The sequence below is a fragment of the Pseudoduganella sp. GW821-FHT12E03 genome (genome assembly GCF_058807115.1).
On record NZ_JBXAQJ010000008.1, the window covers coordinates 432,743 to 445,726 of the forward strand.

12 protein-coding genes and 2 tRNA genes are annotated in these 12,984 nt (G+C 60.8%); 8 read left to right on the forward strand and 6 right to left on the reverse strand.

The genetic code is table 11. From position 1 onward, the window contains the following. Window positions 1-84 precede the first annotated feature (84 nt). Entirely contained in the window at window positions 85-1,296 is a 1,212-nt protein-coding gene (locus AC1RRC_RS22090; RefSeq protein ID WP_493057673.1) for an EAL and HDOD domain-containing protein, read from the forward strand. A gap of 43 nt (window positions 1,297-1,339) precedes the next feature. On the opposite strand, the gene panC is transcribed toward AC1RRC_RS22090, so the two are convergent. From panC to AC1RRC_RS22110, 4 genes are all read right to left on the reverse strand, one after another. Next, window positions 1,340-2,179 carry a pantoate--beta-alanine ligase gene (gene panC / locus AC1RRC_RS22095; RefSeq protein WP_493057674.1) on the reverse strand — a complete coding sequence of 280 codons (840 nt, stop codon included), beginning with the start codon at window positions 2,177-2,179 and terminating at the stop codon, window positions 1,340-1,342. A 15-nt stretch (window positions 2,180-2,194) separates the two neighbouring features. Beyond that, entirely contained in the window at window positions 2,195-3,097 is a 903-nt protein-coding gene (locus AC1RRC_RS22100) for a segregation and condensation protein A (RefSeq protein ID WP_493057675.1), read from the reverse strand. A 13-nt stretch (window positions 3,098-3,110) separates the two neighbouring features. Then, complete coding sequence (locus AC1RRC_RS22105) at window positions 3,111-3,320, reverse strand: DUF3460 family protein (protein ID WP_493057676.1); 210 nt, start codon at window positions 3,318-3,320, stop codon at window positions 3,111-3,113. Between the two features lie 120 nt (window positions 3,321-3,440). Continuing rightward, the gene (locus AC1RRC_RS22110) at window positions 3,441-4,463 is read right to left on the reverse strand and encodes a porin (protein ID WP_493057677.1); all 1,023 of its coding nucleotides are present in this window, start codon (window positions 4,461-4,463) and stop codon (window positions 3,441-3,443) included. Between the two features lie 438 nt (window positions 4,464-4,901). Between AC1RRC_RS22110 and AC1RRC_RS22115 the strand changes: the two genes are divergently transcribed. Beyond that, the gene (locus AC1RRC_RS22115; protein ID WP_493057699.1) at window positions 4,902-5,804 is read left to right on the forward strand and encodes a DMT family transporter; all 903 of its coding nucleotides are present in this window, start codon (window positions 4,902-4,904) and stop codon (window positions 5,802-5,804) included. 299 nt (window positions 5,805-6,103) lie between these two features. On the opposite strand, the gene AC1RRC_RS22120 is transcribed toward AC1RRC_RS22115, so the two are convergent. Beyond that, window positions 6,104-6,583 (reverse strand): GNAT family N-acetyltransferase, encoded by a 480-nt coding sequence (locus AC1RRC_RS22120; protein ID WP_493057678.1) that lies wholly within the window; start codon window positions 6,581-6,583, stop codon window positions 6,104-6,106. A 14-nt stretch (window positions 6,584-6,597) separates the two neighbouring features. Further along, window positions 6,598-8,769, reverse strand: a complete 2,172-nt coding sequence (gene metG, locus AC1RRC_RS22125; protein WP_493057679.1) for a methionine--tRNA ligase — start codon at window positions 8,767-8,769, stop codon at window positions 6,598-6,600. Between the two features lie 143 nt (window positions 8,770-8,912). Here metG and apbC point away from each other — a divergent pair, with 143 nt between their 5' ends. The 6 genes from apbC to AC1RRC_RS22155 all read left to right on the forward strand — a co-directional run bounded on the left by apbC (window position 8,913) and on the right by AC1RRC_RS22155 (window position 12,982). Further along, complete coding sequence (apbC, locus tag AC1RRC_RS22130; RefSeq protein ID WP_493057680.1) at window positions 8,913-10,001, forward strand: iron-sulfur cluster carrier protein ApbC; 1,089 nt, start codon at window positions 8,913-8,915, stop codon at window positions 9,999-10,001. A gap of 83 nt (window positions 10,002-10,084) precedes the next feature. Continuing rightward, complete coding sequence (locus AC1RRC_RS22135) at window positions 10,085-10,480, forward strand: DUF4399 domain-containing protein (RefSeq protein ID WP_493057681.1); 396 nt, start codon at window positions 10,085-10,087, stop codon at window positions 10,478-10,480. A gap of 112 nt (window positions 10,481-10,592) precedes the next feature. Next, window positions 10,593-11,204 carry a DUF2799 domain-containing protein gene (locus AC1RRC_RS22140; protein ID WP_493057683.1) on the forward strand — a complete coding sequence of 204 codons (612 nt, stop codon included), beginning with the start codon at window positions 10,593-10,595 and terminating at the stop codon, window positions 11,202-11,204. 93 nt (window positions 11,205-11,297) lie between these two features. Continuing rightward, window positions 11,298-12,701 (forward strand): glutamate--tRNA ligase, encoded by a 1,404-nt coding sequence (gene gltX, locus AC1RRC_RS22145; RefSeq protein ID WP_493057684.1) that lies wholly within the window; start codon window positions 11,298-11,300, stop codon window positions 12,699-12,701. Between the two features lie 73 nt (window positions 12,702-12,774). Beyond that, window positions 12,775-12,850, forward strand: a tRNA-Ala gene (locus AC1RRC_RS22150). 59 nt (window positions 12,851-12,909) lie between these two features. Next, window positions 12,910-12,982: transfer RNA gene (locus tag AC1RRC_RS22155), tRNA-Glu, on the forward strand. The last annotated feature ends 2 nt before the right edge of the window (window positions 12,983-12,984 follow it).

A 12,984-nucleotide genomic window follows, 5' to 3' on the forward strand; every position in this document is an offset into this window, starting at 1 on the left:
GCCTTGTGCCGGCCTTTGTTTTATCCAAGTTTTCCCAAGTGCCTGATACCCTGGTATCAGGTACTTCATCACGGCGGCTACACTATGCATCAAACCAATTTTCTCGTTCGTGAGCCATTGCTGGACCCGAAGCAGAAAGTGGTCGGCTACGAGCTGACGTGGCAACAGCAGGACAGCACGGCGCCGACCCGCGCCCAGCTGGAAGACCTGGTGGGCTTCGTTGCCGGCCAGGTCAATCACGATGAGCAGGGCTGGCTGCTGCGGGACAAGACCCTGTTCCTGCAAGCCGTGCCGGAAATGCTGTCGACCGACGCGCTGTACAACATGCCGCCCGAACACACGGTATTGTCGATCCGGGCGCCGATGCTGGCCAATCCCGACACCCTGGCCGCCGTGCAAGGCTTGCGCGCCGGCGGCGTCGGCATCCTGTTGCGCGATGCCGACCTGGCGCGGGTCGGCAGCCGCCTGGGCACCATCGCCTCCTTTGTTGAAGTCAAGTTCACTGGCGCCGACGTGGCGTCGCAGGCGCGTTCCTATGCGGCGCTGAAAGCGTCGAGCCTGCGCATGGTGGGCCGTCCGGTGGCGACCTGGAATGATTTCGATGCCTGCGCCGCGCTGGGCCTCGATGCCTTTGTCGGCAAGCTGCATTTGACGCCGCGTCCCGGCACGGCGGTGACCGGCATGAATCCCGCGCAAACGCTGATCATGCAATTGATGCAGATGGTCAGCGCCAATGCCGACGTCAAGAACCTGGAAGATGTGCTGCGGCGCGATGCCGCGCTGTCGTACCAGCTGATGCGCTACATTAATTCAGCCGGCTTCGGGGCGGGACGCGAAATCACATCGGTGCGCCAGGCCATCACCATGCTGGGCTATGAACCGCTATACCGCTGGCTGACCCTGCTGCTGGCGACGGCCAGCACCAACGCTTATTCGCCGGTGCTGCTGGAAACCGCCGTGATCCGCGGCCGCCTGGCCGAATTGCTGGGGCTGAAGGCACTGGGCAAGGCGGACGCGGAAAATATCTTCGTGGCCGGCATGTTCTCGCTGCTGGACCGTTTGCTGGGTATGCCGATGCAGGAAGTGCTGGCGGGGATCCAGCTGTCGGACGACGTGGTGGCGGCGCTGATGACGCGTTCCGGCAAATATGGACCCTACCTGGCGCTGGCCGAAGCGTGCGAACTGAACAGCAGTCTGGTGGCGTCGCTGGCGTCGACCCTGAACCTGAGTCCGGCGGAAGTCAACAAGGCGCACCTGGAAGCGCTGGCGTGGACCCAGTCGGTGACGGCGTCGTAATCGAACAAGGCGGCCCGCAGGCCGCCTTGTCAGGTTTGGAGGATCAGATTTCCAGGTTATCGATCAAGCGCGTGGAACCCAGCTTGGCCGCCGCCAGCACGACCAACGGCGTACCTTGCGCCAAGTCGCCGGCCGACGGCACCTGCAGGTCGCCGCGCTTGCGGATGGAAATGTAATCCGGTTTCCAGCCGCGCTGCGCCAGGTCATCCATGGCCTTGTGTTCGAGCTGGAAGATATCCAGGTGGCCTGCGCGCATCTCTTCGGCAACGAAATTCAGGGTCTGGTACAGCGCCGGCGCTTCCGCCCGTTCGGTCCCGGACAGGTACATATTGCGCGACGACAGGGCCAGGCCATCGTCGGCGCGGTAGGTCTCGGCGGCCACGATATTGGTCGGCATGCCCATCTGGCGCGCCATGTTGCGCACGATCATCAGCTGCTGGTAATCCTTCTTGCCGAACACGGCGACCTTTGGCTGCACGCAGTTGAACAGCTTGGCGACAACGGTGCACACGCCGGTGAAGAAGCCGGGGCGGAATTCGCCTTCCAGCGCATTGCCCAGGCCGTCCGGCGGCGTCACGCGGTATTCCTGCGGTTCCGGGTACATATCCTTTTCAGTCGGCGCGAACAGCACGTACACGCCTTCTTTTTCCAGTTTTTCCACGTCGGCCTGGAAGGTGCGCGGATACTTGTCGAAGTCTTCGTTCGGACCGAATTGCAGGCGGTTCACGAAGATCGACGCCACCACCGGGTCGCCATGCTTGCGCGCCAGGCGCATCAGCGACAGGTGGCCTTCGTGCAGGTTACCCATGGTCGGCACGAAGGCCGTGCGCAACTGGCCGCTGAGCTGGTCGCGCAATTCATCGATGGAGGAAATGATTTTCATAAATGGCTCTCGAGGTCAGGCTGGCGAATAGGCCAGCCGTACATAAATAGGCGCAAACGGCTCTGCCTGGGTAATTTCAATCAGCGTTTCTTTTGCCAGTTCCAGCATGGCGACGAAATTCACGACGACCACGGGCGGTCCGCCCGCGACATCGAACAAATCGGCGAATTCCACAAAGCGGGCCGACTGCAGCTTGCGCAAGATGATGGTCATGTGCTCGCGCACCGACAATTCCTCGCGGCTGATCTTGTGGTGCTGGACCAGCCGCGCCTTGCGCATCAGGCCGGCCCAGGCGGCTTGCAGGTCGGCGGGCGACACGTCCGGGAATACCGGCTGCAAGCTTTGCTCGATGAATACCTGGGTGCGGACAAAATCGCGCCCGACCTGTGGCAGCGCATTGATATCCCAGGCCGCCAGCTTGATTTGTTCATATTCCAGCAAGCGCCGCACCAGTTCCGCGCGCGGGTCTTCCAGGTCGGCTTCCAGCTCCGGCGCCCGCTGCGGCAACAGCATGCGCGACTTAATTTCAATCAGCATGGCCGCCATCAACAGGTATTCCGCCGCCAACTCCAGGTTCGACAGGCGGATTTGCTCGACATACTGCAGGTATTGCAGCGTGACTTGCGCCATCGGGATGTCGAGAATGTTGAAGTTTTGCTTGCGGATCAGGTACAGCAGCAAATCCAGCGGGCCTTCGAAGGCTTCCAGGAAGATTTCCAGCGCATCGGGCGGGATATATAAATCCGTCGGCAGTTTCAGCAACGGCTCGCCGTACAGGCGCGCGTGGCCAACAACGGCGGCCGCCACGGCGCTGTCGGCGCCATCGGCCGCCGTGGCCGCGACGGCCGCGTTGGCATCCTGTCCCTGGGCGCCTTCGGCAACGGCGGCGCCGTGGTCCGCCTGGCCGTGCTGCGACATGCCTGGGTCCTGCTTACAGCTTGTTCTGGTAAACGTAAGCCTGCTGCTTGACCGTCGATGCCTTGACGCGGTCTTGCTCGGACAGCGGGGTCGGTTCCTTGTCCCACAGCAGGGAACGGCCCTGGCGCTGGCGCTCTTCCAGGCCTGGCGTTTGCTGGCGCAGCGAGTTGATGAACTGGGTGTGGTCCGACTCGTACATGCTGAACTGTTTGGAGAATTTCATATCGTGAGAGTGCAAGTAAATGAGCAACAGCTATTTTACCGCGCCGCAGCAAGCAAGGGTATGGGGGATGCGATCTAAAGATGGATGGCCACGGTTTTGCGGCCATCCCGGGGAGCGAACTTAGAACTTGTGGCGGATGCCGGTGGCCAGCGTGGTGCCGCTGGTCGAGGTGCTGATCTTGTCGTACACGCCCATCGCGTACACGTCGGTGCGCACCGACAGGTTGTAGTCATAGCCGGCGCTGATGGTGTCGCGGTGGTACGGCGCGCGCACATTGGTGCGCTCGTTGGCGCGGGCCCAGCCCAGCATCCACTTGCCGGCGCCCTGTGGCACGGCGACCCCGGCGTGCACCATGCGGGTACGGCGGCCCGTCAGCTGGGTCTTGCTGTGGTCATAGGTGGCAAATACCTTGGCCACCTTGAAATCATAGGAGCCGCCGGCGAAATACGTGCGCTGGCTGGGCGCGATGACGGACTGGTTCAAGCCGTTTTTGACTTCCTGCGCTGCGACGGCCAGCATCAGTGGTTCGGACTGGTAGCGCAGCACGGCGGTGGAATTGTTGCCGGTCGAGGTGCCCGCGCGTTCGCCCAGGTTGACCTGGCCCACCACGCTGAAGCCGCCGCCAAAGGTCGGCGACGTATAGTGCAGCGCATTGTTCCAGCCGGAATCCCCCATGATCGCCACGCCATAGCCGGCAATCCACATTTGCGTCATCAGCGGGGAAAAGCGGGTGGAAAAGCCGAACGGGTTCAAGTTGCCGGTCAACTGGAACAGCGGCGTCGGCAGGCGGCCGATCTTGACCTGGCCCATGTGGCCGTTCAAGCCGGCATACGCGGCGCGGGTAAATTGCGCTTCGCCCGGGGTGCGGCCCGCTTCGCCGGTGTCGGCGCGCAGGAAGCCTTCAATGGCAAACACGGCCGAGGTGCCGCCGCCCAGGTTTTCCGTCCCGCCCAGGCCCCAGAACGAGGTCGTCATGCCGCCGCTGTTGGCGACGGTGGTGGTGGGCGTGCCGCTCATTTGCGAGCGGGCCACGTACATATCGACCAGGCCGTAGATTTGCACGTTGGTCGCTTGCGCCAGTGCCGTGGAGCCGAGGGAGGACAGAATGGCGGCCAGCGCCAGGGTACGAACAGTTCGCTGCATGAGGTGATCCCTTTTCAATGTTTGAATTGTATACAGGACAAGGTTTCGGTTCATTGTACCCCCGGTGTTTCTTTATGCAAGGTAACGGAACCGATCCGCCGGTCATGCCGTTGTCACAAATCCACATCCGCCCCTGAGCTATCGCGTGGACTAGCACAGCTATACGCGCAGGCTGATCATTCCGCCCGTGCGGTCCTTTATTCTTTGTCTCGGTCGCGGGTATCGGAAAGATCGCTTGAGCAATGCTGGTGGTGCGGCGTGCAAAAAGCCCTTTCATTGATACGCAATGACTTTCTCCAAGGACGGGAATCTTCAGCCTGTCTTTCTTGGGCGCCTCCATTGGAGGCGCCATTTTTTTCCCTTATTATCCAAGGGGCCGGGTCTTCCGGCCGGGCATCCTCATGCAAGAATGGAGCGAAGTGCGTAAAATCGTTGCGCATGAATCCCGCCACCCATCCCACCACGATATTCCTGTTAACCCTGGCGCCATTACTGTGGGCTGGTAATGCCATTGTCGGGCGCATGGTCCATGACATGGTGCCGCCGATTACCCTGAATTTCCTGCGCTGGGCCATTGCCCTGGTGATTTTATTGCCGCTGGCTGGGCCGATTTTTAAACGGGACAGCGGTTTATGGCACCACTGGCGCCGCTTTGCCTTGCTCGGGTTATTGGGCATTGGCATGTATAACGCGCTGCAATACCTGGCATTGCAGAGTTCTTCACCGATTAATGTCACCCTGGTGGCGGCGGGTATGCCGGTCTGGATGATGTTGACGGGCTGGATGTTTTTTGGTGCGGTAATTTCGCGCCGGCAAATTCTCGGCGCACTATTATCGATCAGCGGTGTTTTATTGGTGCTGGCGCGTGGCGAATTCAACCATTTGCTGGAATTGCGGCTGGTGGCGGGCGATCTGTTCATGATATTGGCCACGATCGCCTGGTCTTTATATAGCTGGTTATTGACGCGCACTTCCGAACCGAAAGAATTGCGCACCAACTGGGCCAGCTTTTTATTGGCGCAAGTGGCTTTTGGCGCCGCGTGGTCGGGTGTCTTTGCCGGCGGCGAATGGCTGCTGGCACCGCGGGAAATCAGCTGGGGCTGGCCATTAATCGCGGCTTTATTGTATGTGGCGATCGGCCCGGCCGTGATTGCGTTTCGTTGCTGGGGCGCCGGCGTGGAACGGGCCGGGCCCAGCGTGGCGGCGTTTTTCAGTAATTTGACGCCGTTGTTTGCCGCCTTGTTATCGTCCGCATTTCTCGGGGAATTACCCCATCTTTATCACGGCGCGGCATTCTTGCTGATCGTCGGCGGTATTGTCGTGTCGTCGCGGCGCGGTTGATTTCCCGGTTTTTTCCTTCTACGGGGGTGTTTTTCCGCCTTTTTATGCCATAAATTGGCTTGATTAAGCCAGAATATGGCATAAAAGGCGCGAAAAACTGCCGCCAGCCGTGCGCTGCGATGATGCCGGGTTTGTTATGCTGGGGCAGCTGTGAAGGAGAATGCCATGCGCCGATTCATGATTGCGCTGGCCGCCATGGCGGTATTGGCGGCGGGCTGCCAAGATAAACCGATCGATCCCATGAAACCGAAGGTCGCCGTGATGGCGATGCTGTAAGAGGCGGGTGAGAGGCGGTACCGTTAATAACGGAGCAGGCGCCGCATGACAAACGGCGCGGGTTCCAATGGATTGGCGTGCGTATATTCCAGCGCCGCGTCCAGTTCAAATTCAAATGCCGTATAAAACCCGATCAATGCCGGCTGGTCGCTGCGCACCGCCAGGCGCAATTCACTGATGCCGGTTTCCAGGCCGTGGTGAATGACCGCTTCAATTAAATGCTGCGAGATATTCGTGCCCCGGTGCGAGGGTAATACGCCCATGCGCAGGATTTCCCACACATCGGTTTCACTTTCCAATGGCAGCCAGCGGATCGAGCCGACCGGAATATTATCGATCAATAAAACAAAACCGCCGCCGTCCCGCAAATGCTGCGAAACGAGAACGGCGGTTTCCCGGTGACCACTGGATGTGACGCTGACTTTGCCGGCCCACGCGGCGCGCGTGAGCTCGGCAATTAATTTCGCATCGCTATCCGCAGCTTGCCGAACGACGAGATTCATCGCATCTCTGGTGATTAGCGGATACGCATACCTGGTTCAGCACCCGGCCAAGGGTTCAGGATATAAATGCCCGGGTTTTTACTTTCATCGGCGCTGGAAGCGGCCATGACCATGCCTTCGGAAATGCCGAATTTCATTTTACGCGGCGCCAGGTTGGCCACCAGGACCGTCAGTTTGCCAATCAAATCTTCCGGCTGGTACATGGATTTAATCCCGGAGAAAACATTGCGATGGCGGTTTTCGCCCGCATCCAGGGTTAAACGCAGCAATTTATCGGAACCTTCCACGTGTTCGCAATTGACGATTTTTGCGATCCGCAAATCGACTTTCATAAAATCGTCGATTTTGATTTCCGCATCCAATGGCTCGATGCCGTCATTCGGCGCCAGTGGCGCCAATGGCGCCGGCTTTTCCGCTTTGGCCGGTTTTTCCGCCTTGGCCGCCGGGGCGGCGCCGGCGGCGGCAATCTGGTTTGGCGCGTCGAATAAATCTTCGATCATCTTGGCGTCCACACGCGTCATCAGGTGCGTGTACGCGCCGATGGTGCGGCCCAGCATCGACTGGTACACGGCGCCGGTCGACAGTTCCGTATCGGCCCAGGTGTAGCCGTCGTCGTTGAGGAATTTCGCCACGTTGGCCGCCACGCCCGGCAATACCGGCGACAGCAGCACGGTCAGCTGGCGGAACAGGATCAGCGCGGTGGTGCACACTTCGTGCAGTTCGGCGGCCTTGGACTCGTCCTTGGCCAGGATCCACGGTTTGTTTTCATCGACGTACTGGTTGATGATGTCCGCCACTTCCATGATTTCGCGCAGCGCCTTGCCGAATTCGCGCTGGTCGAAATTGGCGCCGATATTGGCCTGGCGTTCTGCGCCGCTGTCCGCCGTCAGGGCGCGCTTGATCCAGCCCATGGCGCTGTCGGACAGGGTGGCGGCCAGTTTGCCGTCGAATTTCTTCGCGATGAAGCCGGCGCAGCGGCTGGCAATGTTGACGTATTTGCCAATCAGGTCGGAATTCACGCGGGCCACGAAGTCTTCGCCGGTGAAGTCCAGGTCTTCCACGCGCGAGTTCAGTTTAAACGCGATGTAGTAGCGCAGCCATTCCGGGTTCATGCCCAGGTTCAGGTAGCGCAGCGGCGAAATACCGGTGCCGCGCGATTTCGACATCTTTTCATTGTTGACGGTCAGGTGGCCGTGCACCGCCACGCGCATGCGCTCGATGGTCGGATGGTCGGCAAATTGCAGCATGGCCGGCCAGAACAGCAGGTGGAAGGACACGATGTCCTTGCCGATGAAGTGGATTTGTTCGGTGCCCGGGTCGGCCAGCAGCGCGTCGTAATCGATGCCTTGCTTGCCGCAATAGTTTTTCAGGCTGGCCAGGTAGCCGACCGGCGCGTCCAGCCAGACATAGAAGTATTTGCCTGGCGCGTCGGGAATCGGGATGCCGAAGTAGGGCGCGTCGCGGGAAATATCCCAGTCGGCCAGCTTTTCACCGGCTTCGCCCAGCCATTCCGACACTTTATTGACCATTTCAGGCTGCAAACGGCCCGGCGTGTTCAGCCAGTCGCGCAGGAAGGTGTAGCAACGCGGGTCGGACAGCTTGAAGAAATACTGTTCCGATGGCTTCAGCACGGGCGTGGCGTTGGTGAACACGGAGAACGGGTTCACCAGTTCGGTCGGCTGGTAGGCGGCGCCGCACACTTCGCAGTTGTCGCCATACTGGTCTTTCGCGCCGCATTTCGGGCACTCGCCCTTGATGTTGCGGTCGGCCAGGAACATGCCTTTGACCGGATCATAGAAGCGGTCCACGGTTTTCGTCTGGATCAGGCCGGCATCGCGCAGTTTGCGGTAGATGCCTTGCGACAATTCGACGTTTTCCGGCGAATCGGTCGAATACCAGTTATCGAAGGCGATATGGAAACCGTCCAGGTATTGCGCGCGGCCGGCGGCGATCTTCGCCACGAATTCCTGCGGCGTGATGCCTTCTTTTTCCGCAGCGATCATGATCGGCGTGCCGTGGGTGTCATCGGCGCCCACAAAGTGCACTTCGCGCAAGCCGTTGCCTTCGCGCTGCATTCGCTGGAAACGGACCCAGATGTCAGCCTGGATGTATTCCATCATATGGCCGATGTGGAAGGCAGCGTTTGCGTAGGGCAGGGCAGTAGTGACGAACAGCTTGCGGGTCATAGTAATGCGCTTTATTGGTGGAAAAACGGCCATTTTACCAGTGCTGGCGGCGGATGCGCACCATGGCGGGTATTCATGGCTGCATCGCAGGGACATACAGCGGCTATTTTGCGCTAGACTTCCGCATCACTTCCGGAGAACTTATGAGCATTACAACTGACGACGTCAAAGCCGCCCTGTCCCACGTGGTGGACCCGAATACCGGCAAGGATTTTTGCGCATCGAAAACCGTGCGCAACCTGAAAGTCGAGGGGGCAGACGTTTCTTTCGATATCGAGCTGGGTTATCCGGCAAAAAGCCAGATCGACACCATCCGCGCGCTGGTTACGGACGCGGTGCGGGCGCTGCCGGGTGTTGGCGCGGTATCCGCTAATGTATACAGCAAGATCATTTCGCACTCGGTGCAGCGCGGCCTGAAGCTGATGCCGAACGTGAAAAACATCATTGCCGTGGCGTCCGGCAAGGGCGGCGTGGGGAAATCCACCACGGCGGTCAACCTGGCGCTGGCGCTGGCGGCCGAAGGCGCCTCGGTCGGCATTCTCGACGCGGATATTTATGGCCCGTCGCAGCCGATGATGCTGGGCGTGTCCGGCCGTCCGGAAACCAAGGACGGCAAAACCATGGAGCCGCTGGAAAATTACGGCGTGCAAGTGTCGTCGATCGGCTTCCTGATCGACCCGGACGAGCCGATGGTGTGGCGTGGGCCAATGGTCACGCAAGCGCTGCAGCAATTGCTGGAGCAAACCAACTGGCGCGACCTCGATTACCTGATTGTCGACATGCCGCCGGGCACCGGCGACATTCAGCTGACCCTGTCGCAAAAAGTACCGGTCACGGGCGCGGTGATCGTCACCACGCCACAAGACATTGCCCTGCTCGACGCCCGCAAAGGCTTGAAAATGTTTGAAAAAGTCGGGATCCCGATCCTCGGCGTGGTGGAAAACATGAGCCTGCATATTTGCAGTAATTGCGGCCACCAGGAACATATCTTTGGCCAGGGCGGCGGCGCGAAAATGTGCGGCGACTTCGGTGTCGATTATCTGGGTGCGCTGCCGCTGCAACTGGCGATCCGCGAACAGACCGATTCCGGCAAGCCGACCGTGGTGGCCGAGCCCGACGGCGCGACGGCGGGCATCTATAAAGAGATTGCCCGCAAGGTTGCCATCAAGGTGGCTGAAAAAGCCAAGGACATGACCAGCAAGTTCCCGTCGATCGTGATCAAGAACGATTGAGTCCCCCGTCACGATTGAATCGTGCGCCCCGCGGCCCGGGGCATAATGCTGCAGTTTTGCTAACCAATCAGGAGAAACAGCACATGAAAACCCCGTTTGCCGCAGCCCTTGTTTTAGCCTCCGCACTGGCTTCGTCCGGCGCCGCAGCCCAATCGGTTGCGTTCGCGGAACCGGCCGATGGCGCCACCGTGGCGAGCCCGTTCAAGGTCAAGTTCGCCGTTGCCGGCATGGAAGTGAAGCCGGCCGGCGACATGACGGCCAACACCGGCCACCATCACCTGATCATCAATGGCGACAGCCTGAAAGCCGGCGAATCGATCCCGTTCGATGAAAAGCACCTGCATTTCGGCAAGGGCCAGACGGAAACCGACGTGACCCTGCCACCGGGCAAATACAAGCTGACCATGCAATTTGCCAACGGCGCCCACCAGTCGTATGGCGCGCCGCTCAGCAAGACCATCACTGTCACCGTCAAGTAATCCCGCCGCACTGTTGTATTTGGCGCGGGACGGTGGCCGTACGCGAGGCCGTCGTTGCCCGCCGCTGGCGGCAATGGCAAGCTGGGTCACGATCAACTCCATGCGAGGCCCTATGACGCGGCACCGTTCCCCCTGGCGGATCATGCTGTTGCTGGCAATGGCGGTTTCCGGTTGCGAAACCATGACGCCCAATGAATGCAAAACCGCCAACTGGCGCGATGTCGGATTGCGCGACGGCCTGAAGGGCGAAACCATGGCGGTGCTGGAAGAGCGCGGCGCCGACTGCGCCAAGGCCGGCGTGCGCGCCGATACGGCGCAATACCTGGCGGGGCGCGAACAGGGCTTGCAGCAATACTGCCGGCTCGACAATGCGGTGCCGCTGGGCCTGAGCGGCGGCGCTTATTCCGGTGTCTGTTCGCCGATGATCGACGTGGAATTCCGCCGCCGGCACCAAGCGGCCCGTGCCGTCTACGATGGGCGCAGCCGCGTCAACGATCTCGCGGGACGCGGCGAACGGGCCCAGCGCCGCCTGCGCGATGCCGACCGCGACGAAGACAAGCAGCTGAAAGCGGCCGACAAGGAAGACGACCGCAAACGCATCCGCAAGGAATTCGAGGAGCGCCGCCACCAGCTGCGCCAGGAATTGCGCGATATTGACCGCAGCACGCGCCAGGCGCGCGACGACTTGCGCTCGGCAGAATACGCGCTGGATCACTTGCGCTGACACCGCCGGCGCCGCCGTATCGCCCGGCGCATGCCACGCGCCCGGCGACATCGCCTAAAATAACGCCTTTACTTTACCGCACAGAATAATTCCATGACCACCGCAACCCCTGTCCGCACCCGTTTTGCGCCCAGCCCGACCGGCTTCCTGCACCTGGGCGGCGCCCGCACCGCCCTGTATTCGTGGGCTTATGCACGCCATTTTGGCGGCACCTTCGTGCTGCGTATCGAGGACACGGACCTGGAGCGCTCGACGCCGGAAGCCGTGCAGGCGATCCTGGACGGCATGAAGTGGCTGGGCCTGGAGCATGACGAAGGCCCGTTCTACCAGATGCAGCGCATGGACCGCTACCGCGAAGTCGTGGCGCAAATGCTGCAGGACGGCACCGCCTACCACTGCTATTCGTCGCCGGACGAAGTGCAGGCGATGCGCGACCGCGCCACCGAAGCCGGTGAAAAACCCCGTTATGACGGCACCTGGCGTCCGGAAGCGGGCAAAACGCTGCCGCCGGTACCAGCCGACCGCAAGCCGGTGGTGCGCTTCAAGAATCCGCTCGATGGCGAAGTCACCTGGAACGACGTGGTCAAAGGCCCGATCACCATTGGCAACAAGGAGCTGGATGACCTGGTGATTGCCCGTCCGGACGGCACCCCGACCTATAACTTCTGCGTCGCGGTCGATGACTGGGACATGAAGATCACCCACGTGCTGCGCGGCGACGACCACGTCAACAACACGCCGCGCCAGATCAACATCCTGCGCGCGATCGGTGCGCCGTTGCCGGAGTACGGCCACCTGCCGATGATCCTGGGTTCGGACGGCGCCAAGCTGTCCAAGCGCCGCGATGCGGTCAGCGTGATCGATTACGCCGACAAGGGCTACCTGCCGGAAGCCATGCTGAACTACCTGGCCCGACTGGGCTGGTCGCACGGCGACGACGAAATCTTCTCGATGGCGCAATTGTGCGAGTGGTTCAACCTGGAAAGCCTGACCGCGTCGCCAGCCCAGTTCAACATGGAAAAGCTGGCCTGGCTGAACAACCACTGGATCAAGCAGGCCGACAATGACCGTCTGGCCGGCCTGGTCCAGCCGCGCCTGCAGGCGGCCGGCGCCGACTTCAACGGCGCGCCGGCATTGCCGCCGGTGCTGGCGCTGCTGAAAGACCGCGCCAATACGCTCAATGAACTGGCCGACGCCGCCATGCTGTTCTACCGCGCGCCGCAACCGGACGCGGCACTGCTGGCCCAGCACGTCACCGACGCCGTGAAACCGGCGCTGGCCGCGTTTGCCGAACGCATCGCCACCGTGGAATGGACCAAGGAAGCGATTGCCGCCATGATCAAGGAAGTGCTGGCGGCGCATGGCCTGAAGATGCCGCAACTGGCGATGCCGCTGCGCCTGTTTGTGTGCGGCCAGTTGCAGACGCCGGCCATCGATGCGGTGCTGCAATTGTTCGGGCGCGACACCGTGGCGGCCCGCATCGCTAAATTCCTGTAATTTTTTCCCAAGATTGCACTCAGGTATTTGCATTCTCCGGATCGTCTGCTATACTCCTGTCTTCTTCGCAAACGGGGGTATAGCTCAGCTGGGAGAGCGCTTGCATGGCATGCAAGAGGTCAGCGGTTCGATCCCGCTTACCTCCACCAGTTTGAGAAGAAAGCAGTAGTAGTTGTAGTACTTTGTAGTCGGTAATCGTTGTTCCAGGGTCCCCATCGTCTAGAGGCCTAGGACATCACCCTTTCACGGTGAGTACCGGGGTTCGAATCCCCGTGGGGACGCC

What these genes read in the sequence shown, in the direction of transcription:
- AC1RRC_RS22090 (WP_493057673.1), top strand. Translation starts at nt 85, where the DNA reads ATGCATCAAACCAATTTTCTCGTTCGTGAGCCATTGCTGGACCCGAAG.
- panC (WP_493057674.1), bottom strand. Translation starts at nt 2,179, where the DNA reads ATGAAAATCATTTCCTCCATCGATGAATTGCGCGACCAGCTCAGCGGC.
- AC1RRC_RS22100 (WP_493057675.1), bottom strand. Translation starts at nt 3,097, where the DNA reads ATGTCGCAGCACGGCCAGGCGGACCACGGCGCCGCCGTTGCCGAAGGC.
- AC1RRC_RS22105 (WP_493057676.1), bottom strand. Translation starts at nt 3,320, where the DNA reads ATGAAATTCTCCAAACAGTTCAGCATGTACGAGTCGGACCACACCCAG.
- AC1RRC_RS22110 (WP_493057677.1), bottom strand. Translation starts at nt 4,463, where the DNA reads ATGCAGCGAACTGTTCGTACCCTGGCGCTGGCCGCCATTCTGTCCTCC.
- AC1RRC_RS22115 (WP_493057699.1), top strand. Translation starts at nt 4,902, where the DNA reads ATGAATCCCGCCACCCATCCCACCACGATATTCCTGTTAACCCTGGCG.
- AC1RRC_RS22120 (WP_493057678.1), bottom strand. Translation starts at nt 6,583, where the DNA reads ATGAATCTCGTCGTTCGGCAAGCTGCGGATAGCGATGCGAAATTAATT.
- metG (WP_493057679.1), bottom strand. Translation starts at nt 8,769, where the DNA reads ATGACCCGCAAGCTGTTCGTCACTACTGCCCTGCCCTACGCAAACGCT.
- apbC (WP_493057680.1), top strand. Translation starts at nt 8,913, where the DNA reads ATGAGCATTACAACTGACGACGTCAAAGCCGCCCTGTCCCACGTGGTG.
- AC1RRC_RS22135 (WP_493057681.1), top strand. Translation starts at nt 10,085, where the DNA reads ATGAAAACCCCGTTTGCCGCAGCCCTTGTTTTAGCCTCCGCACTGGCT.
- AC1RRC_RS22140 (WP_493057683.1), top strand. Translation starts at nt 10,593, where the DNA reads ATGACGCGGCACCGTTCCCCCTGGCGGATCATGCTGTTGCTGGCAATG.
- gltX (WP_493057684.1), top strand. Translation starts at nt 11,298, where the DNA reads ATGACCACCGCAACCCCTGTCCGCACCCGTTTTGCGCCCAGCCCGACC.